Here is a 25,165-nt window from a genome sequence, read left to right on the forward strand (position 1 = left end):
TAAAAAATAACCGCCTGATGGCGGTTATTTTGTACAAAGAACGCTAGCACTTAGTGGGCTGGTTCCATTTCACTGCTGAACTGGAAGTCCAATTCGTCATTGACGATATCAACTCGTACCGAGCCGCCGTTTACCAGGCAACCAAACAGCAACTCGTTTGCCATCGGTTTCTTCAGGTTATCCTGAATAACACGGGCCATCGGGCGGGCGCCCATTGCTTTGTCATACCCTTTGTTCGCCAGCCACTCACGGGCTTCGGACGACACTTCCATCGATACGCCACGGGCATCCAACTGGGCCTGCAGCTCAACGATGAATTTATCAACCACTTGCGAGATAACATCTTTCTCAAGATGATTGAACCAGATAATGCCATCAAGACGGTTACGGAACTCAGGGGTAAAGATACGCTTGATTTCCGACATCGCATCCAGGCTGTGATCCTGCTGAATCAGGCCAATTGACTTACGTACTGTCTCTTTCACACCGGCATTGGTTGTCATCACCAAAATCACATTACGGAAGTCCGCCTTGCGACCATTGTTATCAGTCAGCGTACCGTTATCCATCACCTGCAACAGCAGGTTGAACACATCCGGGTGCGCCTTCTCGATCTCGTCCAGCAGGACGACAGCATGCGGGTTCTTGATAACGGCATCGGTCAGTAAACCACCCTGGTCATACCCTACGTAGCCCGGAGGTGCACCGATCAAACGGCTTACCGTATGGCGCTCCATGTACTCGGACATATCAAAGCGCAGTAACTCGATGCCGAGCGTTCGTGCCAACTGTACCGTTACCTCGGTTTTACCGACCCCTGTCGGGCCAGCAAACAGGAAGGAACCCACAGGCTTATTATCAGCACCCAGACCTGCACGGCTCAACTTGATAGCTTCCGTCAACACGTCGATAGCAGGATCCTGGCCGAACACCAGCATTTTTAGCTTGTTATCAAGTTTCTGCAAGACATCACGATCACTTGATGATACCGACTTCTCGGGAATACGCGCCATCTTGGCAATCATTGCCTCGATATCACTGACATTGACGGTTTTCTTACGACGGCTGGCCGGAGCCAAGCGACAACGCGCACCCGCCTCGTCAATCACATCAATGGCCTTGTCCGGCAGATGACGTTCATTAATGTATTTCGCCGACAGCTCAACGGCCGCACGAATGGCCTTATTGGTAAAGCGTACCTCATGGTGCGCTTCGTATTTAGGTTTCAACCCCATCAGGATCTTGGTGGTATCGTCCAGCGACGGCTCGACAATATCAATCTTCTGGAAGCGACGTGAGAGTGCCCGCTCCTTCTCGAAGATATTGCTGTATTCCTGATAGGTCGTCGACCCCATGCAGCGAATTTTACCACTGCTCAGCAATGGCTTGATGAGGTTAGCGGCATCAACCTGGCCACCAGAGGCAGCACCAGCACCGATAATGGTGTGGATCTCGTCAATGAAGAGCACCGCGTGGTCTTCTTTTTCCAGCTGCTTCAAAATGCCTTTGAAGCGCTTCTCGAAGTCACCCCGGTATTTGGTACCGGCAAGCAGGGAACCAATATCCAGCGAGTAAATGACGCAGTCTTTGATAATGTCCGGCACCTGGCCTTCAACAATACGCCATGCCAGCCCTTCGGCGATGGCAGTCTTACCGACCCCAGCTTCACCTACCAGCAACGGATTGTTTTTACGGCGGCGGCACAGAACCTGTACGGTACGCTCAAGCTCGTGGTCTCGGCCAATCAACGGGTCGATTCCGCCAGCACGGGCCAGTTGGTTCAGGTTGGTCGCAAAGTTTTCTAGCTTATCTTCGGAATTCTGCTCGGCACGCGGTTCATCCCCGCCCACATCAGAACCGTTCAGGTCATCGTTATCGCTGTCTTTGACTGTGCCATGAGAAATAAAGTTAACCACGTCAAGGCGGCTAATATCACTCTTCTTAAGTAAGTAGGCTGCGTGGGACTCCTGCTCGCTGAAAATGGCAACCAGCACATTGGCACCGGTAACTTCACTGCGGCCGGAGGATTGGACGTGGAACACGGCACGCTGCAGCACGCGCTGGAAACTCAGTGTAGGCTGTGTCTCGCGGCTTTCATCATCAGCCGGGATCAGCGGTGTCGTTTGTTCAATAAACGAATCGAGCTCTTTACGCAATGTATCCAAATCAGCTCGACAAGCCAGCAACGCCTCTTGCGCTGCCGCATTATCTAACAATGCCAAGAGCAGATGCTCAACAGTCATAAACTCATGGCGTTTTTCCCTTGCTCTTGCGAATGCACCGTTCAGACTTGCTTCAAGTTCTTTGTTTAGCATAAGGCACCTCCCCTAAATACCACTCAAAATGGTGTGCCGGAAAAAGTTCAAGCTTTTTCCTTCGTACACAGTAGCGGATGTTCATGCTCCCTCGCATACATCATCACTTGTGCCACCTTCGTCTCGGCGACTTCAGCGGTAAAGGTTCCACATACTGCTTTCCCTTCGTAATGCACAGTAAGCATCAACTGTGTGGCTTTCTCCAGATCCATGGAGAAGAACTTCTGTAACACTTCTATCACAAAATCCATCGGAGTGTAATCATCATTGTTTAAAATAACTTTATACATCGATGGTGGCTTAACCTGAGTATCCTCCTCGTCTAGTACGTCAGACTCAGGAATAATCCATTCATATAACTTGCTCATAATCTCATCTTAGTCATTTGTTCAAGGGCTTGCTACATCATCTGCATAGAAACAAGGATTTTATGAAAATGTTATAGTATGCACTTGACTGTCTAGCTCTTTTTACTAAAGTGTAACCTGTAGTAGATAATAACTGCATCAAAATAGCATTAGTATGCAAGTCGTGGTAAAAAGGAACGGCATACTAATGCAAAATGGATCTTGAATGCAAAGAGGGATGTAAAGCATGGCAACAGGTACAGTTAAATGGTTCAATAACGCAAAAGGCTTCGGTTTCATTTGCCCTGAAAGTGGCGAAGGCGATATTTTTGCACACTATTCAACTATCCAAATGGATGGATACCGCACTCTCAAGGCTGGCCAGCAGGTCAACTACACTGTCGAGACGGGTCCTAAGGGTTTCCATGCCAGAGAGATAGTCCCTGTCGAAGGTGAAGTGGTGAAATAACCCACGCTCAACTTTGTACATCAATTTCTAAGGTGAGCCGAGGCTCGCCTTTTTTATTGTCGCCTCAAACCTGCTACTCCGCCGCTCACTTTTCATACTACGCCATCTTATCCGGGCCTGTTTAGCTCATGCCTAAAGTGAATAGTTACTGAATAAAGCAACCTCACCACTATTAACATTTCTATTAACAATCACACGTTCTTTGCAGCCTTATCTTCTATCATAAGCTAAAAAAACGCTGACGAACATCTTGCGCCGATAACCCTATACCAGAAATGAGGAGCTCGACAGCTGTTTCAGGGAGTTACAAACAAAGCGGCTAACCGTCACAAAATAGCTAAACGGCTCCAATAAAAAAGGCTCAGCCGAAGCTGAGCCTTTGTCCTATCCGTATGGATATATTTGATTACTTCATCTGCTCGATCATGTCATCGGCAAACTCAGAACACTTACGCAGTGTTGCACCTTCCATCTGGCGCTCAAAATCGTAAGTCACAGTCTTATTACTGATTGCCGCTTCCATTGAGCTGATAATCAGATCTGCCGCTTCAGTCCAACCTAGGTGGCGAAGCATCATTTCTGCAGACAAGATCAGTGAACCTGGGTTAACTTTATCCTGACCGGCATACTTAGGTGCAGTACCGTGAGTAGCTTCGAACAGCGCCACACCATCACCGATGTTTGCACCCGGAGCAATACCGATACCACCAACCTGAGCGGCTAATGCATCAGAAACGTAGTCACCGTTTAGGTTCATCGTTGCAATCACATCATACTCCGCAGGACGAAGCAGGATTTGCTGCAGGAAGGCATCAGCGATGCTGTCCTTGATAACGATCTCTTTGCCCGTATTAGGGTTCTTCAGAGTCATCCAAGGGCCGCCATCTAGTAGCTCAGCACCGAATTCCGCTGCCACTTCGTAACCCCAATCTTTGAAGGCACCTTCGGTGAACTTCATGATGTTACCTTTGTGAACCAGCGTCAGAGAGTCACGATCGTTATCGATAGTGTACTGCAGTGCTGCACGGACAAGACGTTTAGTACCTTCTTCAGAGACAGGTTTGATACCTACACCACACTGCTGTGGGAAACGGATCTTAGTAGCACCCATTTCGTCTTGCAGGAACTTGATAACTTTGTCTGCTTCATCGGTACCCGCCTGGAATTCAACACCGGCATAGATATCTTCCGAGTTTTCACGGTAGATAACCATATCCGTTAGATCTGGGCGTTTAAGAGGACTTGGTACGCCGTCAAAATAGCGAACAGGACGCGCACAGATGTACAGGTCTAGTTCTTGGCGTAGAGCAACGTTAAGTGAACGAATACCACCACCTACAGGAGTGGTTAGCGGGCCTTTGATGGCCACTTTATATTCGCGAATGAAATCTAAAGTTTCTTGCGGTAACCATGCGTCTTCGCCGTATACCTGAGTTGATTTCTCACCTGTGTAGATTTCCATCCACTCAATTTTACGGTCACCTGCATAGGCTTTTTCTACCGCCGCATCGACAACTTTGATCATAGCAGGGCTTACATCAACACCGATACCATCGCCTTCGATGTATGGAATTACCGGGTTGTTAGGAACGACCAGTTTACCTTCTGCGTCAAGAGTAATCTTCTGACCTTCAACTGGTACAACTACTTTACTATCCATTTAAATCTCCTAGCGTCCATTTGTTATCTTTTTGTAAGATGCGGGCAAATCATACTTGAAATTTTATCGATACGCCACTCGGGTTGTTTTTAGCGTATAATAGGCGGGTCAATTTAGTCACCCCCAGCACAGCACGCTATTTATGAAGCCAAACACCTCGTCACGTCAACCGACACGTTCTAATAATGAGCGTAGAGCATCAAGAAAATATAATAAACCCAAACGCCCTCGCGGCCCGCAAAAGATCATATTATTTAACAAACCTTATAACGTTTTGACCCAGTTTAGTGGCGAACCGGGAGATAAAACACTGTCTGATTACGTCCCGGTGAAGGACGTTTACCCCGCAGGAAGACTTGATAAAGACAGCGAAGGTTTATTGGTTCTGACCAATGACGGCGTACTCCAGGCCCGCCTCACGCAGCCAAAGTCCAAGCAACCAAAAATATACTGGGTACAGGTCGAAGGCGATCCAAACGAAGAACAGCTAGACCAGCTCCGAAAAGGCGTTACGCTAAAAGACGGCCCGACCTTGCCGGCGCAGGTTGAGCGTATTGAGCACCCCGACATCTGGGACCGCAATCCGCCAATCCGTGAGCGGAAAAATATTCCGACCACCTGGCTGGCTATCACCTTAAAAGAGGGGCGAAATCGCCAGGTACGCCGTATGACGGCACATATCGGTTTTCCGACCCTGCGACTCATCCGCCACAAAATGGCCAGCTGGACTGTCGAAGGCCTCGCCCCGGGCGAGTGGCGAGAGGTCAAGCTTTCGCAAACCGCCTAACCATAGCTTTGCCGGCAGTCGGAACCACAACTGCCGGCCTAAAACACTTTCTCAGGCTTCCCCACAAAAAACGACACCGAAAAAGCTACACATTCCCCCCGGGTTCATCTATGATACGCACCACAAAGCAAACGTTTGCGTCAACATCTCAAGTCGGAGGTCAAACGGCTGGCAGCAGCACAATTTTGCAATGATATTGTCGTTTATAACGTTCTTTTTGAATCCATTTCCGGATATCTGGTCGGTAATTTAAAAAGACGATAAAATTATTAAAGTGTGATTCTGCTCTCGCTCTGTTTCGCGAAAAAGGTTTCTGTTAGAATTGCGCCCTTAACACTATTAACGACTGAAGAGAAATATGTCAGATAACAGCCAGAAAAAAGTCATTGTCGGTATGTCCGGCGGCGTTGATTCCTCTGTATCAGCTTACTTGCTACTTCAACAGGGCTACCAAGTTGAAGGCCTGTTCATGAAGAACTGGGAAGAAGATGATAACGAAGAATACTGCTCTGCCGCAGAAGATCTCGCTGATGCACAAGCTGTATGTGACAAACTGGGTATCCACCTGCATACCATCAACTTTGCAGCTGAATACTGGGACAACGTGTTTGAATACTTCCTTGCGGAGTACAAAGCAGGCCGTACCCCGAACCCGGATATTCTTTGCAACAAAGAAATTAAATTCAAAGCGTTTCTGGAATTTGCCGATGAAGTTCTGGAAGCGGACTACATTGCTATGGGTCACTACACCCGCCGCAGCTTTCCTTCTGCCGAGGGCGAGAAGCCTCAGATGCTGCGCGGCGTAGATAACAATAAAGATCAGAGTTATTTCCTGTATACCCTTAGCCATGAGCAGATCGCGCGCAGTTTATTCCCGGTTGGCGAACTGGAGAAACCAGAAGTACGCCGTATTGCTGAAGAACAGGGACTGGTAACGGCGAAGAAGAAAGACTCGACAGGTATTTGTTTTATCGGTGAGCGTAAATTTACCGAATTCCTTGGCAAATACCTGCCAGCGCAGCCAGGCAATATCGAAACAGCTGAAGACGGCAAAGTGATCGGCGAACATCAGGGCCTGATGTACCACACTCTGGGCCAGCGTAAAGGCCTGCACATTGGTGGCCAGAAAGGTGGCGGCGGCAACGAAGAAGCTTGGTACGTTGTTGATAAAGATGTGAAACGTAACGTACTTATCGTCGGCCAGGGTAAAGATCACCCTCGTCTTAAATCAAACGGGCTGATTGCGGCACAACTTCACTGGGTTGATCGTCAACCAATCCGTGAACCGCTCACATGTACAGTAAAAACTCGTTACCGTCAGCAAGATATTCCTTGTACCATCATTCCTATCGATGATGAGAACATCAAAGTAATCTTTGATGAACCTCAAATTGCCGTTACGCCGGGCCAGTCAGCTGTATTCTACAGCGGCGATGTATGTCTGGGTGGCGGTATTATTGAGCAGCGAATCTAAGGGAGTTGTCGCACGTGGCACAAACTTTATATGACCGTACTATCGCGTTTGCCGGCATTTGCCAGGCTGTGAAACTAGTTCAGCAGACTGCCCGTGACGGCACTTGCGATCGCGATGCATTGGAAGCCTGTTTAAACAGTATCGTCGTTACAGACCCTTCCAACACGATTGAAATCTTCGGCTGTGAGTCCAATCTGCGTATTGGCCTTGAAACACTATCTGCCGAGATTGACAGCACACCGTCTGGAAACGAGATCACCCGTTATCTAGTCAGTGTCATGGCATTGGAGCGTAAGCTATCGAGTCGTCGTGACAGCATGGCACAATTAGGCGATCGCATTGATACCGCCAAGCGCCAGATTGATCATTTCGAATTGCTCGATGATCAAATGGTGAGCAACTTAGCCAATATTTACCTGGATATCATCAGCCCACTCGGGCCGCGGATCCAGGTAACCGGTACACCGGCTCACCTGCAGCAACAAAACGTACAGCATAAAGTACGGGCCTTGCTGCTTGCTGCGGTACGCGGAGCTGTCCTCTGGCGCCAGGTAGGCGGTAAACGCCGCCACCTGATTTTTGGCCGCAAACAGATGGTCGAGCAGGCAAAAATCTTACTTGCGCGCAGCTAAATCAATACAGGGTATGTACCGGGCCTACCGGTATAGACCTTCGAACAATAACGGCTTCGTTAATTGTAAGCGCCTACAAGCACTTACAATTAACGAGCGGTTACAGCAACACATTGTTTAACCCCTAATTAATCAGGAGAGAGCAACATGGAACTGTCAGCATTGACTGCTGTTTCCCCGGTAGACGGCCGCTACGGAAGTAAAACTAGTGTACTGCGCAGCATTTTCAGTGAATATGGTCTGCTAAAGTATCGCACAATCGTTGAAATCCGTTGGTTACAAAAACTGGCTGCTACTGACGCTATCGTGGAAGTTCCTGCATTCAGCGACGAAGCAAACGCATTCCTAGATCGCGTTGCTGCTGAGTTTAGTGAAGAAGATGCACTACGAATCAAGACTATCGAGCGCACAACTAACCACGATGTAAAAGCTGTTGAATACTTCCTGAAAGAAAAAGTAGCTGAAGTACCAGAACTGCACGCAGTGAACGAATTCATTCACTTCGCATGTACGTCTGAAGATATCAACAATACTTCTCACGCCCTTATGCTTCATGAAGCACGTGAGACAGTCATTCTTCCTGAAATTCGCAACGTTATTGATGCGATCAAAGGCCTTGCCAACGAATACCGTGAAGTGCCTCTGCTTTCTCGTACCCACGGCCAGCCAGCTTCCCCGTCAACCATGGGTAAAGAGATGGCAAACGTGGCATACCGTATGGAGCGCCAGTACAAGCAAATCGAAAGCATTGAAATTCTTGCGAAAATCAATGGTGCTGTAGGCAACTACAACGCACACCTTTCAGCTTATCCAGAAGTTGACTGGCACCAGTTCAGCGAAGAATTCATCACTGAATCGCTTGGCGTAACCTGGAACCCATACACAACACAAATCGAGCCGCACGACTACATCGCCGAGCTGTTTGACGCAATTGCACGCTTCAACACTATCCTTCTTGACTTCGACCGTGATGTCTGGGGTTACATTGCACTGGGTCACTTCAAGCAGAAGACAATTGCCGGTGAAATCGGCTCGTCGACTATGCCGCACAAAGTCAACCCAATCGACTTCGAAAACTCCGAGGGTAACCTAGGCCTGGCGAACGCTATCTTTACTCACCTGGCGCAGAAACTTCCTGTTTCACGCTGGCAGCGTGACCTGACCGACTCGACAGTGCTTCGTAATCTAGGTGTTGGTTGTGGCTACGCGATTATTGCATATACTTCAACCCTGAAAGGTATTAGCAAGCTGGAAGTCAACCAGGCGGCGCTTGAGGCTGAGCTAGACAAGAACTGGGAAGTATTGGCTGAACCAGTACAAACAGTGATGCGTCGCTACGGCATCGAAAAGCCGTACGAAAAGCTGAAAGAGTTGACTCGTGGTAAGCGTGTAGACGGCGAAGGCATGCGTAACTTCATTGACGGCCTTGAGCTTCCTGAGCACGAGAAAGCACGCCTGAAAGAGATGACACCAGCTAACTACATCGGTGATGCAGTCAAGCTAACTGACAAGCTTTAATCGCTTTCAACCTGTTTTCAAGGGCCAGCATTTTTGCTGGCCTTTTTTATATTCAAAATTTTTACCCATCCTCACCACCCTCTAAAAAAAGACTTTATTTCCTTTAGTTTCAACAACATAAATTAAAGATGTATTTTTGAGGCAACTTTACACTTGACCAAAATCACATTGCGACTTAACATGCATTCAAAATACATGTTAAGCATTCTATAGGTAAGTTGTATGTCTATTCACGTTAAGAACAATATTCACTGGGTTGGTCAGCGCGACTGGGAAATTCGTGATTTTCACGGCACAGAATACAAAACACTGAAAGGTACCAGCTACAACAGCTACCTGATCCGTGAAGGCAAAAACGTGCTAATTGACACCGTCGACCATAAATTCAGCTACGACTTCGTTCAGAAGCTGGAGCAAGAAATCGACCTTAACGATATCGATCTGATTGTTATTAACCATGCCGAAGAGGATCACGCCGGTGCATTATCTCTTCTGATGTCGAAGATCCCCAATACACCAATTTACTGTACAGAAAATGCTGTTGATTCTATTACCGGTCATCATCACCATCCAGAGTGGAACTTCAACACCGTGAAAACAGGTGACAGCATTGATATCGGTAACGGCAAGTCACTGGTATTTATCGAAACACCGATGCTTCACTGGCCAGACAGCATGATGACTTACATGACTGAAGACGCAGTACTCTTCAGTAACGACGCCTTCGGTCAGCACTACTGCGATGAGCGCCTATTCAACGACGAAGTTGAGTACAATGAACTGATGGAGCAGTGCCTACGCTACTACTCCAACATCCTGACACCGTTTAGCCCACTGGTAACCGCTAAGATCCATGAAGTGCTAGGCTTCAACTTGCCGGTTGATATGGTAGCGACCTCCCACGGCGTGATCTGGCGTGATAACCCAACGCAGATCATCGAAAAGTACCTGGAATGGGCCGATGAATATAAAGAAGACAAGATCACGATCTTCTATGACTCTATGTCAAACAATACCCGTATGATGGCTGATGCTATTGCGCAAGGTATGACTGAGGCCGATCCAAATGTTGCGGTTAAGATCTTCAACGTATCTCGCCACGACAAAAATGAGATCCTGGCCAATGTATTCTGCTCGAAAGGTATTCTGGTTGGCTCATCAACAATGAATAACGTCATGATGCCTAAAATCGCCGGCATGCTAGAAGAAATCACAGGCTTGCGCTTCAAGGGGAAGAAAGCTGGAGCATTTGGCAGCTATGGCTGGAACGGCGGCGCTGTTGACCGTATCCACGCCCGCCTGACGGACGCTGGCTTCTTCACAACCGTAGGCATGAAAACCAAATGGCGTCCTGATGGCAAAGCGTTAGAAGAATGCCGCGAGCACGGACGTAAAATTGCACGGGAGTGGGCACTACAGCCTATCGCTGCAACTGAAGCGAACACTGCACAACCTGAAGAAAGCGCAAAAGCGGAAGTCTCTATTGCTCAGCCTGCAACAGTGAAAAGCAATAACGACACACAGGCAGAAAAGGCCACAACTGGCGCCAGCACTGAAAAGCAGATTTGCACTGTATGCCAATGGGTTTACGACCCTGAGCTAGGTGAACCGAACCAAGACGTTGCACCGGGAACCGCCTGGAATGACGTACCGGACTACTTCCTGTGCCCGGATTGCGGTATCGGAAAAGAAGTCTTTGAACCTATTGCCTGAGAACATGACTGATGGATAAACATATAGTTGTTATTGGTAGCGGCTTTGCTGCTTACCAGCTGGTGAAATCACTTCGTAAACTTGATGCCGAGACGCCGGTCACCGTCATTACAGCGGAAAGTGGTGACGACTACTCCAAACCTGAGTTGAGCCATGTCTTTTCCCGAAGTCAGAATGCGAGTGACTTGATCAAGCAATCGGCTAAAGATTTTGCCAGCACGCACAGTATCGAACTGCTTGCCTACACCCGGGTTCAGTCCATAGACACAGAGGCAAAAACAGTCCAGCTGTCAGATAAAAAGGTCAGCTACTCAGAGCTGGTATTGGCCACAGGTGCTTCATCATTTGTCCCACCTTTTGACGGTAATGCAACCGATGAAATCGTGACGCTTAACAGCCTGGGGGAATATGCCAGCCACCAGGACAGAATTGCCACAGCCAAATCTGTACTCATACTAGGTGCAGGTCTGATTGGTACGGAGATCGCGATGGACCTTGCCGAAGCCGGTAAACAAGTCACCATCTGCGACCGGGCCCGCAGTATAATGCCAACACTGCTTCCCGCATTTCTGGGGGCCGAGCTGTTTCAAACCATGACGCAAAAAGGTATCGACGTGAAACTATCTGCTGCCGTGACAGGGGTTAACCGTCACCACCAGCAGCTGCTTGTCCAAGTTGATGACAACAACATCGTCGAAGCCGATGTTGTGATTGCTGCCATGGGGCTAAAGCCGAACACTGTCTTGGCCGAGCAGGCTAACATTACTGTCAACCAGGGAATTGTGATTGATGAGTTCCTTAAAACATCGGCAGATAGCGTCTACGCACTGGGTGATTGTGCCGAGCTGGGTGGAAAAATCAGGGCATTCCTGCAGCCTACTATGCTCTCGGCCATGGCATTGGCGAAAACCCTTTCAAGCAACCCAACACCGGTAAAATTACCTGCAAGCCTGGTCAAAGCCAAAACCCCGTGGTTCCCGCTTAATCTGTCGGGGCAAACAGCGCGTTCTGATGTGAGTTGGGAAATCACTCGAGATAGCGATGGCTATATTGCCAAGGCATTTGAAAAAGGCACGGAGAAACTTGTCGGCTTCATTGTTAGCCACGAGCAGCAAAAGGCCGCTTTCCCACTGCTTCGTCAACTGCCTGTCGAGTAGCAGCAATAGATTTGCAGCCTATCATCCCGAACTAAACTGACTTCAGCTGCGCATTCCCCGTCACCCTGTGATGCGGAATGCGCTATAATCGCGACAAATGCACCTCGATTAAATGGCACTATGTACCAGCTGACTTTCTCTTTTGAAGCGTTTATGTCCGAGTACTGGCAGAAGAAACCCACTGTAATAAAAGGGGGCTTCAAAGACTTTGTTGACCCAATCAGCCCTGATGAGCTAGCCGGGCTAGCAATGGAAGAAGAGGTAGACTCGCGATATATTGCCAAACGCGGTAATAAGTGGGAGGTTTCCCATGGCCCACTCAGCTTCGACAATATGCCGGGGGACAACTGGTCTTTTGTTGTTCAGGCAGCAAACCACTGGCATGAAGGGGCTGCGAAACTTGTCACTCCGTTTCGCCAGCTGCCTAGTTGGCTATTTGACGACCTGATGATCAGCTACTCCACCCCGGGGGGCGGTGTCGGTCCGCATATCGACCAATACGATGTCTTTATTATCCAAGGCTCCGGCAAACGACATTGGCGCGTCGGCCCCAAAAAAGACGATTATGAAGAAGAATTCGGTCATCCGGCACTACGCCAGATCAAAGGGTTCGAACCAATCATTGATGAGATCCTGGAGCCTGGCGATATCTTATATATCCCACCGGGCTACCCCCATGACGGTTATGCCATCGACACGTCAATGAGCTACTCTGTCGGCTTCCGCTCCCCTAAAAAGCAAGAGCTTCTAAGCAGCTTAGCCGACTTTGTCATTGCCAACGAAATGGGTGATGTTCATTACCATAACCCTGATCTACCAACACGAACGAATAGTGGTGCGATCCTTAACGAAGAATATCAGGATCTGGAAGCCATGATGCGCAGCTTACTCGCACATCCCCACTTAATGAAACAGTGGATAGGAGAGCACCTGAGCAACAGCCGCCATGAATTGGATATCATTTCGGCCGAGCCACCTTGGCAAAATAGCGAAACGTACCAGTTTCTTGAAAACGGCGAGACCATGAAACGCCTAGGCGGCCTGCGGGCATTTTACTACCCGGAACAGCCATACATTCTCTACATCAACGGCGAACGGTTTGAGCTTCCCGAAGAATGCAGCTTTGCCGCCACTTACCTTTGCGACAGTGAACAGGTCACCAGTGCTTCATTGGGTAAGCAGCTCGACCACCCCGCCTTTATTGCCCTACTAACCCAGCTGGTTAATTTAGGCTACTGGTATCCTGTCGAGTAGTATCCGGAATAAAAACAGGCGCAGCTGCCAAAGGAATTGGCTAGCTGCACTATCTTGCCATCATCTCAGCAATGGTAATAAAGAGCGCGACTAAACCTTAAACTGCCCGGCCAGCTCTTGCTGATGCTTGGCGAGGCTGGTCAGCCGATTGCCAATACCGGCAGAGCTCTCAGCCTGATCTAAGATATTCTCACTCAACTGACGAATATTGGCGACGTTGCTGTTTACTTCAGCCGAAACAGTCTGTTGCTCCTGAGCCGCATGCATGATTTGTTCGTTCATTGACTGAATTGCTTTTACCGCATCCGTAATTTGCTTGAGACTATCAACAGCCTGACCAACCTGTTGTGCCGTATCTCCGGCCAGCTGATTACCCTGCTCGATAGCACCAACCACATCCCGTGTACCTTGCTGCAGTACCTCAATGACAGTACGTATCTGCCCTACCGAGTCCTGTGTGCGGCTCGCCAGCTGGCGTACTTCATCTGCAACAACCGCAAATCCACGCCCTTGCTCACCGGCTCGGGCAGCCTCTATTGCGGCATTCAGCGCCAGCAGGTTTGTCTGCTCGGAAATACCCTCGATCACCTGCAAAATTTGATTGATGTCTTCACTGTTGTTTTCCAGATCCTTGGCAACAGGTACAGCCGCCTCCATCTGCGAGACCAGTGTCCCCATCGACTGGGCGGATGCCTGAATAACAGTCTGGCCATCCTGGGCCGAGATATCAGCCTGGCTAGCAGCAACCACCGCCGTTTCCGTATGATGTACAACCTGCTCGGCAGTCTGGGCCATTTCCTCGGCTGCCGTTGCAACCATATCAACCTCTTTGAACTGAGACTGACTGCCATCCCGGGTTTGACTGGCCACATCAGCCGCTTCTGTCGCCGTTTTACTCACTTCGTCCACGGCAACAACAACCTGGCTAATGGTATTTTGCAGCTTATCCAGGAAGCGGTTGAACCAGAGAGCAAGCTCCCCCACCTCGTCTTGCTGTGCAACATGGAGCCTTTGGGTCAAGTCACCTTCACCGGAAGCGATATCTTTCAGCCGCTCAGCCACCTGCTTAATAGGCGCAACCAGACGGGAGGCAGCCAACAGGACGACCAGCAGGCCGACAAAGGCGATCAATACACTGGCGATAACCTGAATCCTGGATGATTCATCACGTTGAAGCGCTATTGTCTTATCCAAAGCGATAGCTTCTGCCAATACCTGCTCGCTCGGAAGCTGAATAACAACTCCCCAGCTCACCTGGCCAAGTTCGACCGGCGTATAAGCCTGAAGCCATTGTTGATTCTGGCTCCAGCCGGCATAATCGTTTCCCGTCGATAGCCAGCTACTTAGCTCAGCCGGTAGGCCATCGCTGTTGGTAAACTGACTACCGGGGCGATTACTTGCCTGATCCCACGCAACGATGGTTCCGTCTTTGCTTAGCAAAGATACCTTACCAGCCCCACGATATAGATTTTTATCAACTTCGCTGATGACAGCCTGCAGCGCATCTAGACGGATATCGATTCCCATCACACCGACGGCTTCGCCATCGACGCTTAGCGGTATGGTAATCGTACTCACCAGCTGCCCGCCGATTCCCCTTTTAGCTATTTGAGGATCAAGAACACAGATCTGCTTAGTATCCAGACTACAGTTGAACCATTGGTTTGAGCCGCTATCTACAATTTCTTGTTCAGCGATAATAAATTGCTCGGCTTCATCCGCTCCTGCCTTCGACCAATATGGAGCAAAACGCCCATTGCCATTGGCACCGACATAGTCCGCCCCATGATAGTTACTGTCTTCGGCATCCAACCCGTCAGGGATAAATACAACGAAAGCACCGTAGATATTAGAAAATTCATTCACGGAGCGCCGCAGCAGTTCATTGATCGAGCCTCGAAGCTCAGAACTATTGGTAAAATTTTCCTCGGCATTGTATTTGAGGAACAACACGCTCTGGGCCAGCATTTCAGCACGGTAAATGGCTTCATCGAAATACTGCTGAACAGATATCGCCTGACGCTCTGCCTGAGCCTGAACAACATCCTGGGATTTGTTACGAAGGGAAGTGAATGACTGCTCACTCACTAGCTGCTGGCTCTGGCCAGAGAAATAAAATGATAGGCTGGTTAAGACCAAGACTGTTATCAACAGCCCAACCCCTGCCATCAGGGTGATCTTCCACTGCACCGATAGTGACCGCATATAAACAATCCTTGTTCGTACTACTCAGTCGAAAATGTAATGGTAAACTACATTTTTATCAATATTTTATAACATGCAGGCGATGTCATAAATTTGACCGCCAGCAACAATTTTTTGACAAACCGACAGGCGAAAAAAAGCGCGGCTTTGACACCGCGCTTAAAGCCTGTCACAGGCTTGAATTAATGGACATTCAGGCAGGCTACCGCATGAACGTCTCCCCCTTCCAACTGAGGCTTACTATCAGCACAGGACGCCGTTGCCTGAGGGCAACGGGTCCGGAACACACAGCCTGAAGGTGGATTCATTGGTGAAGGAAGCTCTCCCTCCAACAATTCAATATGTTTATTACGCTCCAGATCAGGATCCGGGATTGGTACCGCAGACATTAGCGCCTTCGTGTAAGGATGCTTAGGCTCGGCAAACAATGCCTCTCCTTCTCCCATCTCAACTGCGTTCCCCAGATACATCACCAGCACGCGATCCGAGATATGCTTGACGACTGACAGGTCATGAGCAATGAAGATCAGGCTCAAGCCCATCTCTTTCTGTAGCGACTTCAGCAAGTTAACAACCTGTGCCTGAATCGACACATCAAGGGCCGATACCGGCTCGTCACAAATGATGAGTTTAGGTTTGAGGATAAGTGCACGGGCAATACCGATACGCTGACACTGACCACCTGAGAATTCGTGCGGATAGCGGTTAATCACGTTTGGCAGCAGACCAACTTTAGCCATCATTGCCTTGACTTGCTGCTTCACATCGTCAACTGGCAAGTCCGGATAGAACGCCTTCAGTGGTTCGGCAATGATCTCGCCAACAGTCATCCGAGGGTTCAGTGATGCAAGCGGATCCTGGAAAATCATCTGGATCTCTTTACGCTTTTCACGCATACGGACCTGATCTAGCTTGGTCAGATCCTGCCCCAGCCAGACAACATTACCCGCAGTAGCCTCAACCAGACCAATCACAGCACGAGCAAACGTCGACTTACCACAGCCGGATTCGCCAACCACACCCAGCGTTTCACCTTCATAGAGACGAATACCAACACCATCGACCGCTTTTAGCTTTGACGGCTTGCTCCACGGCCATGCCGACTTAGGGGCAATATCAAAATGTACTTTAAGATCTTTAATATCTAACAGCAGGTTCTTTTGTGCTTCCATTACCACGTCCCCATATCAGAAAAACACGCACGTAAACGACCTTCGGCAAAGTCTTTCAACGCAGGAGCTTCCTGCGTACAGCGACTTGACACCCTGTGGCAACGCTCCTGATAAGGGCAGCCAACCGGCAGACGAAGTAAGTTAGGCGGGTTACCCGGAATCGTTGGTAACTCCTCGCCGTCCGTATCAAGGCGAGGGATCGCTTTGAGCAAACCTTCTGTATACGGGTGCGATGGTTTGTAGAAGATTTCATTGATCTTGCCGTATTCCATCGTACGGCCTGCGTACATTACCAGTACTTTGTCACAGCTACCGGCAACAACGCCAAGATCGTGGGTGATCATAATGATCGCGGTATTGAAATCGCTCTTTAGCTCGTTCAGAAGCTCCATTATCTGGGCCTGAACGGTTACATCCAGAGCCGTTGTCGGTTCATCGGCAATCAATAGCTTAGGTCGACATAACAGCGCCATGGCGATCATAACACGCTGACGCATACCGCCCGAAAACTCATGCGGATACATGGTAATACGCTTACGCGCTTCCGGAATTTTAACCGCTTCCAGCATACGTACGCTTTCTTCAAAAGCTTCGGCCTTACCCATCCCTTTATGCAGCATCAATACTTCCATCAGCTGATCACTGACTTTCATATAAGGGTTAAGCGATGTCATCGGATCCTGGAAAATCATCGCAATCTGTTCGGCACGAAGCTTATTCAGCTTGCTCTCGGGCAGGTTAAGAATCTCGCGGCCTTCAAATTTTGCACTACCGCCGATGATGCCGTTTTTGGCCAGCAAACCCATGATGGCGAAAACAGTCTGGCTTTTACCCGAACCGGACTCGCCAACAATACCCAGGGTTTCACCCTGTTTCAGAGAAAAGTTAAGATCGTTAACCGCGGTGACGATACCGTCTTGTGTTGTAAATTCTACGCGTAGATCTTTGACATCTAATAAGCTCATAATACTTCCTTATACTCTCTCGCTTTTGGCTCACGAACATCTTTCATGAGCCAAAGAGCGATTCATTCTTATCTGTCTTTTGGATCCAGTGCGTCACGCAAGCCGTCACCCACATAGTTAAAGCAGAACAAAGTTACAACCATAAACGCCGCCGGGAACATCAACTGCCAAATGGCAACCTCCATCGTTTGTGAGCCTTCCTGTAGCAAGGCACCCCAGCTCGTCATTGGCTCCTGGACACCCAGGCCCAGAAAACTTAAGAATGATTCAGTCAGGATCATCGCCGGTACCAGTAGGGTTGAGTACACAGCAACAATACCTAGAACATTCGGCACGATATGGCGGGTGATGATTCTCCAACGGCTAACGCCCGAAACATGTGCCGCCTCGATGAACTCCTTGCTTCGCAGGGACAAGGTTTGCCCTCGGACAATACGAGCCATATCAAGCCAGGAAATCGCCCCGATCGCCACAAAAATCAGCATGATATTTCGACCGAAGAAAGTAACCAATACGATCACGAAGAACATGAACGGAATCGAGTACAAGATTTCCAAAAGACGCATCATAATGCGGTCGGTACGGCCGCCGATGAAGCCGGAAGCTGCACCGTAAAGCGTACCTATCACAACTGCCACCAAGGCGCCCAGAATCCCCACCATCAGGGAGATGCGCCCGCCGATCAATGTTCGGGTGTACAAGTCACGACCAAGGCTATCTGTACCAAAGAAGTGACCCTCTGCACCAAGACTAGGAGCGGCATGCAGCGCGTACCAATCGGTATCATCGAAAGCATACGAACTGAACATCGGGCCGAAAATAACCGCCAGCGATATACAGAAGAGAATGGCAAGGCTGATCATCGCCGCTTTGTTTCGCATAAAGCGAATACGGGCATCCTGCCATAAACTACGACCTTCAATTTCCAGCTGCTCGGAAAATTTCTCGACGGCCTCTACATTGTCTTTTTTAGTAAGCATCATTTGTTCGGCCCTCTAGTAACGAATTTTCGGATCAATGTACGCAAGGACAATATCGACAACGGCGTTGAAGATAATAGTCAGCGTACCGATTAGAATTGTGATACCCAATACCAGTGAATAGTCACGGTTAAAGGCTGCGTTAACAAAGAGCTTTCCGATACCAGGCAAACCAAAGATGGTCTCGATGACAACCGAACCGGTAATAATACCGACGAAGGCCGGGCCCATATAGGAAACAACCGGTAGCAGCGCAGGTTTCAGCGCATGCTTAATAATGATGTAGGAGTAGCTCAGGCCCTTGGCACGAGCAGTACGAATAAAGTTACTGTTCAACGTCTCAATCATGCTACCGCGAGTAATACGAGCAAAAGTGGCGACATACAGCAGTGACATACCAAACATTGGCAGCAGCATGTACTTGGTTGAGCCATCATTCCAGCCACCAGCCGGCAGCCAGCCAAGATTGATCGAGAAAATATAGATAAGCACCGGCGCCAATATGAAGGACGGCATGACCACCCCCGCCATGGCGGTAGACATTATCGTATAGTCTATCCAGCTATTTTGCTTCAACGCGGCAATGGTGCCGACGGTGACCCCCATCACCAGTGCAAAGATGAAGGCAAAGAAACCAATTTTAGCGGAGACAGGCAGAGCCTTAGAGACCAGCTCGTTCACCGTAAAATCTTTATATTTAAAGGATGGGCCAAAATCACCCTGAACTATATTTCCAAGATACGTCGTATATTGTTCAAATACAGGTTTATCCAGGCCATATTTGGCTTCGATATTTGCCATCACTTCAGGAGGAAGCGGACGGTCGCTTGAAAAAGGGTTGCCTGGTGCAAAACGCATCAGGAAAAACGAGATTGTAATTAATACCAACAGGGTTGGTATTGCTTCAAAAATCCGTTTAGCGATGAATTTAATCATAAACTCCACCGTATATTTAAGTCTGTGACAGTTGAAGAAATTGCAAGTATCAAATACGAACAATGAGCACTGCCCCGACCTCGGAGCAGCGCTTAATTATTTATCTTGCTGTTTATTAGTCAGCAATGATGTACATGTCTTTGCTGAAGATATTATCTTCAGGGTTTTTCTCTGGGTAGCCACCTAGTTTAGGATTAACCAGGCGAGCATTCACATAGTGGTAGATAGGCATGATAGGCATGTCTTTAGCCAGCAGTGCTTCAGCACCCTTATAGGCTGCCGAGCGGTCTGCATCAGATGCAGCAGCCAGTGCCTTGTCTAGCTGAGCATCGTAAGACTTGCTCGAGTATTTCGGATAGTTCTGCGAGTGGCCGTCACGCAGGATCGCCAGGAAGGTCGACGCTTCGTTGTAGTCACCACACCAGCCAGCACGTGATACATCAAAATCACCCTGACGCTTGGTGTCTAGGTAGCTCTTCCACTCCTGGTTTTCAAGAACGGCTGTAACGCCCAGTGATTTTTTCCACATCGAGGCAATTGCGACAGCAACTTTCTTGTGGTTTTCACTAGTGTTGTATAACAGGTCGAACTTCAGAGGGTTGTCAGAACCATAACCCGCCTTAGCAAGTAGTTCTTTCGCCTTGGCTACACGTTCTTTCTGCGACAGCTCTGAGTACTGAGGCATTTCAACGTCCAGTCCGTTAGTCGCGAGTGGAGTAAAGTTATAAGCTGGTGTCTCACCCTTGCCCACAATGAACTTGGCAATCACATCACGGTCAATTGCGTAAGATAGTGCTTTACGCACATCTTCGTTATCAAACGGCGCTCTGGTTGTATTGAATTCGTAGTAGTACGAACACAGGTAAGGCGTAACTTTTACATCTTCCGGATATTCTTTTACCAAGCGCTTGAAGTGCTCGTTTGGCATTTCATACGTAACGTCTACCTCACCAGCCAGGAAGCGGTTCATTTCGGCAACTTGGTTCTCGATTGGCAGATAGGTAACTTGGTTCAGAACAGTTTTATCGTTATCCCAATATGTTTCACTACGGGCAAGTACGATACGCTCGTTAACAACCCACTTATCCAGTGTATAAGCACCATTACCTACATAATTAGCTGGGCTTGTCCACTTGTCACCGAGTGACTCGACAACTTTCTTGTTTACCGGCTTCAGTGAGGTGTGAACCGTCATTGATGCAAAGTAAGGAACGGGCTTATCAAGGGTAACTTTAAGAGTGTGCTTATCGACTGCCTCAACCCCCAAAGTTTCTGGGCTTTTCTTGCCAAGAATAATGTCACCGGCGTTCGCCATGGTGGTCATTTCCAGGTAAGAGGCATAAGGCGAACCAGTTTTAGGATCGGCCAGACGACGCCAGGTATAGACGAAGTCTTCAGCGACAACAGGATCGCCGTTTGACCATTTCGCATCTTTACGGAAATGGAAGATCCATGTTTTATTGTCTTCGGTTTCCCATGACTCTGCTACACCGCCAACCAGCGCACCATTGCCGTCTTGGTTAACAAGACCTTCTAGCAGATCACGCAATACATTGGATTCAGGAACACCAGAGACTTTCTGAGGGTCAAGAGATTCAACTTCTGTACCGTTACCGCGAACAAGTTCTTGTTTCGCTGCTAGCTTGACGCCAGCTGGTACATCAGCCGCAAGAGTAGAAAATGAGGTCGCGGCTACGGCCATACCCGCGCTTAACAATAGCGCCTGAGTAATTTTGTTCTTATACATGCATTAACTCCAATACATTCTATCGATACGTCCATGACGGTCTTCAGCAGGCGCATAAAATGTCAGCAATATCTGCATTATTAATCCTCAACAATACAGAGCAAACCGAAGAATTGGTCAAAACCTTATCAGGCATTGAAGCAATTTGCCACATTTTGATTACAAAAAGTGATATTATGCTTAATATACAACACTAAGCCAGTTCATCCCCCTAAACATGAACCTACTTGCAGTTCAATCTATCACAAAACCCTAACTATAGAGAAAATTCCGCCAAAAACGCCAAAAAAATGCCTTTTTTGAATGAATAATTGTAAGATTGAATAAATATTCAGCATAAAAAACTCAACCGGCAACAAAACCAGCCTGAGTCAATAACATTTTTGCAAAACCTTGACAAACAAACATAAAAAAGCACCCTAAACAGGGTGCTTCGGAAAAAACTGACACTTACTTATTTTCACTGTCTATATCTAAACCTGGGTTCATATCACGATTTGATGGCTTTTTCTTTTCAACTAATGTTTGATCATTTTCAGCATTATGCGACTCAGTATGCATATCATCATAAAGAATCTCACCCAGCATCTGTTTAATTCGTCGGTTTGATACGCGTCTGTGCTTCATAAAACCCTCCGCTGTTAACCTCAATAACAGAAATTCAATAAAACCTAAGCAAGCCGATAGCTAACAGATGCTATCGATGCAAATAGTAAGATTGAATAATTATTCCCGACAAAAAGTCTCTTTCACTGAAAAGCTTTCAAGTCGGATTTTAAATATGGCACAAAAGCGATAACTGCGCCTGTAGCACACACTTAATAACGAAACAGAATAAAAAAAACACTGATAGATTAACTTTTCACAAAGGCTTTTATTAACAATTTTCAAGTACCTATAACAGGCCAATAACGCTACTATCGTTTCTATTGAAGCGACCCGCCAAGCCAGAGATATCAGGTGTGTACTTCAATATTCCGTTCCCGTTCCGTTCTATCTTGAGAGTTGATATATGAGACCAGCTGGTTGTTTCTCACGTCCAAGTCCTTCCCGTGTTCGTCACGGCTATGTGCCACCGTCACATAAGACCAAAGGCGACACTAACGGTGTCAAGTAAGCCCACGTCTTAAGCTTAAAACACCACCCTAGCCCCTTCTCATAGGGGCTATTTTCATTCTTATCTCCTACCCCGTCAGCAAATCGGCTTGTCAATTTCAGCACGGTATGAAATGATCTTTTCGCCGATCCAGGGACGTGGATCTAGATAGTAAATGGAACGACAACGGATGAAAAAAGATAAGCGTGATAATGCAGAGACTTATACCATCTCACAGTTGGCACAAGAGTTCTCGGTGACACTCAGAAGTATCCGCTTCTATGAAGATCAAGGCCTTCTAAAACCAGCCAGAAAGGGAAAGCAACGGATCTTTTCACGTCAGGACCGAGCACGCCTGAAGTTGATATTACGGGGTAAACGGCTAGGGTTCAGTCTTACCGATATCCACGAGCTATTTCATCTCTACGACTCTGAGAAGCGCAACAAGAAACAGCTTCAATCCATGCTGAACACCATCCAGCATCGGCAAAACCTTCTACAGCAACAACAAGCCGATATTCACTCTGTCATGATGGAGCTCAATTCAGCCGAGCGCAGCTGTTACCAGCAGCTCGCCAAATTCGATTAAACGCTTATCCAATACAAAAAAGCCCGGCAATGACCGGGCTAAACACTGGAAATGGTATCAATTACCAGTAAACTCGTGCACCGATAGCAAATTTGCTTTCAGAGTCAGTTGACTTAACCCCGACAAAGCTATCACTTGCCTTATTGGTGTAGCCAAGTGTATCCCCGTCTTCATAACCATATTCCACATAGATACGTGACCAGCTATTGAAATTATAGTCAGTGCCTATATAAAAGGTTTTTCCGTCACCGTCTTCTTGAAGTGCATTCGACTCCTGTGCAGCATAGCCAACACCAGTGTACGCCGTTGCATTATCTGCCCAGCTATACGTAGCTCCCAGGCTAAAGCCATCTCCGTCGATAGTAACGTTGGACCCTTTTTTCGCCAGTTCCGAATTATAGTAGGTGAACCCCAGTAGCACCGGTCCAACCGTGTATTCAAGCGTACCTTCGAAGAAGGTATTTTCGATATCGGCAGTGATTTTCTCTTCTTTGGTAAACTCCGGCACTGCCGGATTAGGCGTTACCGTTTTAGTACCTACACTGAATGACTTATCACGGTTAACACCGCCTCCGAAGTGAAAGTTAAAATTACCGACGCTCGAAGAGACGAACAATTCAGCCAGCTCCTGGTTGTTGTCATCTTCTGTCAAACCGTAGTTAGCCGCGAGTAGGAAGCTTTCGCCTTCATAATTATATTTAACCAGCGAGTCATGACGTGCTTTCGATAGCGTGGCATGGAGAATTCCGTTTCCTCCAAAGAAATATGAATATTCAGCACCATACATGTCATCCGATACAATCCATTGACGACCGATAGAAAACTTACCAAAATCGGTATCTAACCCGACATAGTGCAGGCGGTTTTTCATCGTGTAGTCAGAGCCATCAGCTTTAAAGTTCAGGCCAAACTCCACTTTACCAAATACATCCACTGTCTCGGTAAGTGTATATTCAGCCTTAACACCTGCACGCGAAGATCCCGCGTTTAAGGTGACATCTTTATCTTCATATTTTTCAATCTGAGTACGAAGCTGGCCATAAAAATCAACCATGGCTTCTTCAGTTTTAAGAAGTTCTACTGCGCTAACAGCGTTACTAAAGATAACGGCAGGAACCGCTACTGCTAATAGTGTTTTTTTCATTATACTTTCCTGTAATATTTTGTTGTATTTTCCAACCCTTCCTGAGTCGAAAAGAAACATATCAACAACAAAAAAACACCGCAACACCACAAAACACCACAAATAGCCACATCAGCAGCATCATGATCCATTACATAAAGCCCATACAGAGAATGATTATTCAGTGAATTTATAAAACAACACCAAGTATTGAAATTTAATTCACAAAACTTGAAAAAAAAGGAACTTTATATCGATAACCAAATAGAATAGGACATAAACAAAAGAAGAAAAAAAATATAAATTATTTTTTATCAATAACTAAAAAGATCTAAATCTGAGTCAATTTTAGGACAAAGTTAACTAATATAGAATAAAGAGAAAACGATAGTTAACGCCAAATAAAAAATGGCGTCCCATAATTGGACGCCACTATATTCTAATTACGAATAGATTATTTTCTAATGAAGCGCAATACGCACCAACCATATATTATGATGGTCTTGTAAATACCCACCATTTTCTGCAATTGACTTTAAATATCCGAGGCGATGATGGCCCTCAAGCAAATTAAATGGTGCCTTTAATATCCGTCCGTTCGTCGCATATAGATCTCTTTCATACTGCAGTACAATGGGGGCAACAGGCCAGGTCCCATTATCCTGCATATTCTGAACAAGCCAGCTACGCTGAAACAACGGATTATTCATTCGACTGGAGAACTTACTAACCACATCATCATGCGGTGTCTTGATTTGGTTAATAATGTCATCGGTACTCCATCGCTCCTTTGTAAAGCTCATGGCCTGAAAATCTAACCAGCCCCAATTACAAAGCACGCCTTTCCAATGACGATATACCCACTGCTCAAGCACTTCTTCCGGAAACTGGGGTAACACACCATGTACTCTTTCGCGCCATTGCTCCCAAGGTTCACAATGCCGACTACCAAAACCATCTGGTGCTAATTCATAGAGTAATCGATCGCTCCTGATCATAACTACGTCCCCCTATTGCCAAACTGCT

General features: G+C 47.5%; 22 protein-coding genes. 10 read left to right on the forward strand and 12 right to left on the reverse strand.

What is annotated here, in order from left to right; translation table 11 throughout:
- Nucleotides 1-50 precede the first annotated feature (50 nt).
- Complete coding sequence (clpA, locus tag BIT28_RS14040) at nucleotides 51-2,315, reverse strand: ATP-dependent Clp protease ATP-binding subunit ClpA (RefSeq protein ID WP_075764728.1); 2,265 nt, start codon at nucleotides 2,313-2,315, stop codon at nucleotides 51-53.
- 47 nt (nucleotides 2,316-2,362) lie between these two features.
- Nucleotides 2,363-2,683 carry an ATP-dependent Clp protease adapter ClpS gene (gene clpS, locus BIT28_RS14045; protein ID WP_075764730.1) on the reverse strand — a complete coding sequence of 107 codons (321 nt, stop codon included), beginning with the start codon at nucleotides 2,681-2,683 and terminating at the stop codon, nucleotides 2,363-2,365.
- A 226-nt stretch (nucleotides 2,684-2,909) separates the two neighbouring features.
- Between clpS and cspD the strand changes: the two genes are divergently transcribed.
- Nucleotides 2,910-3,131 carry a cold shock domain-containing protein CspD gene (cspD, locus tag BIT28_RS14050; RefSeq protein ID WP_075764732.1) on the forward strand — a complete coding sequence of 74 codons (222 nt, stop codon included), beginning with the start codon at nucleotides 2,910-2,912 and terminating at the stop codon, nucleotides 3,129-3,131.
- Between the two features lie 406 nt (nucleotides 3,132-3,537).
- Here cspD and icd read toward each other — a convergent pair whose 3' ends face one another.
- Complete coding sequence (gene icd / locus BIT28_RS14055; protein ID WP_075764734.1) at nucleotides 3,538-4,791, reverse strand: NADP-dependent isocitrate dehydrogenase; 1,254 nt, start codon at nucleotides 4,789-4,791, stop codon at nucleotides 3,538-3,540.
- A gap of 142 nt (nucleotides 4,792-4,933) precedes the next feature.
- On the opposite strand from icd, the gene BIT28_RS14060 reads away from it, so the two are divergent.
- The 7 genes from BIT28_RS14060 to BIT28_RS14090 all read left to right on the forward strand — a co-directional run bounded on the left by BIT28_RS14060 (nucleotide 4,934) and on the right by BIT28_RS14090 (nucleotide 13,326).
- Nucleotides 4,934-5,578: a pseudouridine synthase gene (locus BIT28_RS14060; protein ID WP_075764736.1), complete on the forward strand. Its 645-nt coding sequence runs from the start codon at nucleotides 4,934-4,936 to the stop codon at nucleotides 5,576-5,578.
- A gap of 358 nt (nucleotides 5,579-5,936) precedes the next feature.
- Complete coding sequence (gene mnmA, locus BIT28_RS14065; RefSeq protein WP_075764738.1) at nucleotides 5,937-7,052, forward strand: tRNA 2-thiouridine(34) synthase MnmA; 1,116 nt, start codon at nucleotides 5,937-5,939, stop codon at nucleotides 7,050-7,052.
- 14 nt (nucleotides 7,053-7,066) lie between these two features.
- A complete protein-coding gene (gene hflD / locus BIT28_RS14070) occupies nucleotides 7,067-7,684 on the forward strand; it encodes a high frequency lysogenization protein HflD (RefSeq protein WP_075764740.1) in 618 nt (205 codons plus the stop codon).
- Nucleotides 7,685-7,831: 147 nt separating this feature from the next.
- On the forward strand, nucleotides 7,832-9,202 hold the full coding sequence (purB, locus tag BIT28_RS14075; protein WP_075764742.1) for an adenylosuccinate lyase: 1,371 nt from the start codon (nucleotides 7,832-7,834) through the stop codon (nucleotides 9,200-9,202).
- A gap of 222 nt (nucleotides 9,203-9,424) precedes the next feature.
- Nucleotides 9,425-10,915: an anaerobic nitric oxide reductase flavorubredoxin gene (gene norV, locus BIT28_RS14080; protein WP_075764744.1), complete on the forward strand. Its 1,491-nt coding sequence runs from the start codon at nucleotides 9,425-9,427 to the stop codon at nucleotides 10,913-10,915.
- Between the two features lie 11 nt (nucleotides 10,916-10,926).
- Nucleotides 10,927-12,072 carry an NADH:flavorubredoxin reductase NorW gene (gene norW / locus BIT28_RS14085; protein WP_075764746.1) on the forward strand — a complete coding sequence of 382 codons (1,146 nt, stop codon included), beginning with the start codon at nucleotides 10,927-10,929 and terminating at the stop codon, nucleotides 12,070-12,072.
- 120 nt (nucleotides 12,073-12,192) lie between these two features.
- Complete coding sequence (locus tag BIT28_RS14090; protein ID WP_075764748.1) at nucleotides 12,193-13,326, forward strand: ribosomal protein uL16 3-hydroxylase; 1,134 nt, start codon at nucleotides 12,193-12,195, stop codon at nucleotides 13,324-13,326.
- 90 nt (nucleotides 13,327-13,416) lie between these two features.
- Here the strand turns inward: BIT28_RS14090 and BIT28_RS14095 are convergent, their stop codons facing one another.
- From BIT28_RS14095 to BIT28_RS14120, 6 genes are all read right to left on the reverse strand, one after another.
- Nucleotides 13,417-15,531, reverse strand: a complete 2,115-nt coding sequence (locus tag BIT28_RS14095; protein WP_075764750.1) for a methyl-accepting chemotaxis protein — start codon at nucleotides 15,529-15,531, stop codon at nucleotides 13,417-13,419.
- A gap of 182 nt (nucleotides 15,532-15,713) precedes the next feature.
- A complete protein-coding gene (gene oppF / locus BIT28_RS14100; RefSeq protein WP_075764752.1) occupies nucleotides 15,714-16,703 on the reverse strand; it encodes a murein tripeptide/oligopeptide ABC transporter ATP binding protein OppF in 990 nt (329 codons plus the stop codon).
- Entirely contained in the window at nucleotides 16,703-17,668 is a 966-nt protein-coding gene (gene oppD, locus BIT28_RS14105) for an ABC transporter ATP-binding protein (protein WP_075764754.1), read from the reverse strand. The genes oppF and oppD overlap by 1 nt, the downstream gene beginning before the upstream one ends.
- A 68-nt stretch (nucleotides 17,669-17,736) precedes the next feature.
- Complete coding sequence (gene oppC / locus BIT28_RS14110; protein ID WP_075764924.1) at nucleotides 17,737-18,648, reverse strand: oligopeptide ABC transporter permease OppC; 912 nt, start codon at nucleotides 18,646-18,648, stop codon at nucleotides 17,737-17,739.
- A gap of 15 nt (nucleotides 18,649-18,663) precedes the next feature.
- On the reverse strand, nucleotides 18,664-19,584 hold the full coding sequence (oppB, locus tag BIT28_RS14115) for an oligopeptide ABC transporter permease OppB (RefSeq protein ID WP_075764757.1): 921 nt from the start codon (nucleotides 19,582-19,584) through the stop codon (nucleotides 18,664-18,666).
- Between the two features lie 115 nt (nucleotides 19,585-19,699).
- Entirely contained in the window at nucleotides 19,700-21,331 is a 1,632-nt protein-coding gene (locus BIT28_RS14120; RefSeq protein ID WP_075764759.1) for an ABC transporter substrate-binding protein, read from the reverse strand.
- A gap of 59 nt (nucleotides 21,332-21,390) precedes the next feature.
- Here BIT28_RS14120 and BIT28_RS29575 point away from each other — a divergent pair, with 59 nt between their 5' ends.
- Nucleotides 21,391-21,528 (forward strand): hypothetical protein, encoded by a 138-nt coding sequence (locus tag BIT28_RS29575; protein ID WP_175577537.1) that lies wholly within the window; start codon nucleotides 21,391-21,393, stop codon nucleotides 21,526-21,528.
- A gap of 253 nt (nucleotides 21,529-21,781) precedes the next feature.
- Here the strand turns inward: BIT28_RS29575 and BIT28_RS29580 are convergent, their stop codons facing one another.
- Nucleotides 21,782-21,958, reverse strand: a complete 177-nt coding sequence (locus BIT28_RS29580) for a hypothetical protein (protein ID WP_175577538.1) — start codon at nucleotides 21,956-21,958, stop codon at nucleotides 21,782-21,784.
- Nucleotides 21,959-22,617: 659 nt separating this feature from the next.
- Here BIT28_RS29580 and BIT28_RS14125 point away from each other — a divergent pair.
- Nucleotides 22,618-23,016: a MerR family transcriptional regulator gene (locus BIT28_RS14125; protein WP_075764761.1), complete on the forward strand. Its 399-nt coding sequence runs from the start codon at nucleotides 22,618-22,620 to the stop codon at nucleotides 23,014-23,016.
- 61 nt (nucleotides 23,017-23,077) lie between these two features.
- Here BIT28_RS14125 and BIT28_RS14130 read toward each other — a convergent pair whose 3' ends face one another.
- Nucleotides 23,078-24,160 carry a porin gene (locus tag BIT28_RS14130; protein WP_075764763.1) on the reverse strand — a complete coding sequence of 361 codons (1,083 nt, stop codon included), beginning with the start codon at nucleotides 24,158-24,160 and terminating at the stop codon, nucleotides 23,078-23,080.
- A gap of 440 nt (nucleotides 24,161-24,600) precedes the next feature.
- Complete coding sequence (locus BIT28_RS14135) at nucleotides 24,601-25,137, reverse strand: hypothetical protein (protein ID WP_083651861.1); 537 nt, start codon at nucleotides 25,135-25,137, stop codon at nucleotides 24,601-24,603.
- Nucleotides 25,138-25,165 lie beyond the last annotated feature (28 nt).

The organism is Photobacterium proteolyticum, assembly GCF_001939735.1.
Taxonomy (GTDB): domain Bacteria; phylum Pseudomonadota; class Gammaproteobacteria; order Enterobacterales; family Vibrionaceae; genus Photobacterium; species Photobacterium proteolyticum.

Excerpts from the sequence above, each read along its gene's own strand:
- BIT28_RS14090 (WP_075764748.1), top strand. The coding sequence starts at position 12,193 with ATGTACCAGCTGACTTTCTCTTTTGAAGCGTTTATGTCCGAGTACTGG.
- BIT28_RS14120 (WP_075764759.1), bottom strand. The coding sequence starts at position 21,331 with ATGTATAAGAACAAAATTACTCAGGCGCTATTGTTAAGCGCGGGTATG.
- BIT28_RS14130 (WP_075764763.1), bottom strand. The coding sequence starts at position 24,160 with ATGAAAAAAACACTATTAGCAGTAGCGGTTCCTGCCGTTATCTTTAGT.
- oppF (WP_075764752.1), bottom strand. The coding sequence starts at position 16,703 with ATGGAAGCACAAAAGAACCTGCTGTTAGATATTAAAGATCTTAAAGTA.
- icd (WP_075764734.1), bottom strand. The coding sequence starts at position 4,791 with ATGGATAGTAAAGTAGTTGTACCAGTTGAAGGTCAGAAGATTACTCTT.
- BIT28_RS29575 (WP_175577537.1), top strand. The coding sequence starts at position 21,391 with ATGTCAGCAATATCTGCATTATTAATCCTCAACAATACAGAGCAAACC.
- mnmA (WP_075764738.1), top strand. The coding sequence starts at position 5,937 with ATGTCAGATAACAGCCAGAAAAAAGTCATTGTCGGTATGTCCGGCGGC.
- clpA (WP_075764728.1), bottom strand. The coding sequence starts at position 2,315 with ATGCTAAACAAAGAACTTGAAGCAAGTCTGAACGGTGCATTCGCAAGA.
- oppD (WP_075764754.1), bottom strand. The coding sequence starts at position 17,668 with ATGAGCTTATTAGATGTCAAAGATCTACGCGTAGAATTTACAACACAA.
- BIT28_RS14060 (WP_075764736.1), top strand. The coding sequence starts at position 4,934 with ATGAAGCCAAACACCTCGTCACGTCAACCGACACGTTCTAATAATGAG.
- BIT28_RS29580 (WP_175577538.1), bottom strand. The coding sequence starts at position 21,958 with ATGAAGCACAGACGCGTATCAAACCGACGAATTAAACAGATGCTGGGT.
- cspD (WP_075764732.1), top strand. The coding sequence starts at position 2,910 with ATGGCAACAGGTACAGTTAAATGGTTCAATAACGCAAAAGGCTTCGGT.
- norW (WP_075764746.1), top strand. The coding sequence starts at position 10,927 with ATGGATAAACATATAGTTGTTATTGGTAGCGGCTTTGCTGCTTACCAG.
- purB (WP_075764742.1), top strand. The coding sequence starts at position 7,832 with ATGGAACTGTCAGCATTGACTGCTGTTTCCCCGGTAGACGGCCGCTAC.
- norV (WP_075764744.1), top strand. The coding sequence starts at position 9,425 with ATGTCTATTCACGTTAAGAACAATATTCACTGGGTTGGTCAGCGCGAC.
- clpS (WP_075764730.1), bottom strand. The coding sequence starts at position 2,683 with ATGAGCAAGTTATATGAATGGATTATTCCTGAGTCTGACGTACTAGAC.
- oppB (WP_075764757.1), bottom strand. The coding sequence starts at position 19,584 with ATGATTAAATTCATCGCTAAACGGATTTTTGAAGCAATACCAACCCTG.
- oppC (WP_075764924.1), bottom strand. The coding sequence starts at position 18,648 with ATGCTTACTAAAAAAGACAATGTAGAGGCCGTCGAGAAATTTTCCGAG.
- BIT28_RS14095 (WP_075764750.1), bottom strand. The coding sequence starts at position 15,531 with ATGCGGTCACTATCGGTGCAGTGGAAGATCACCCTGATGGCAGGGGTT.
- BIT28_RS14135 (WP_083651861.1), bottom strand. The coding sequence starts at position 25,137 with ATGATCAGGAGCGATCGATTACTCTATGAATTAGCACCAGATGGTTTT.
- BIT28_RS14125 (WP_075764761.1), top strand. The coding sequence starts at position 22,618 with ATGAAAAAAGATAAGCGTGATAATGCAGAGACTTATACCATCTCACAG.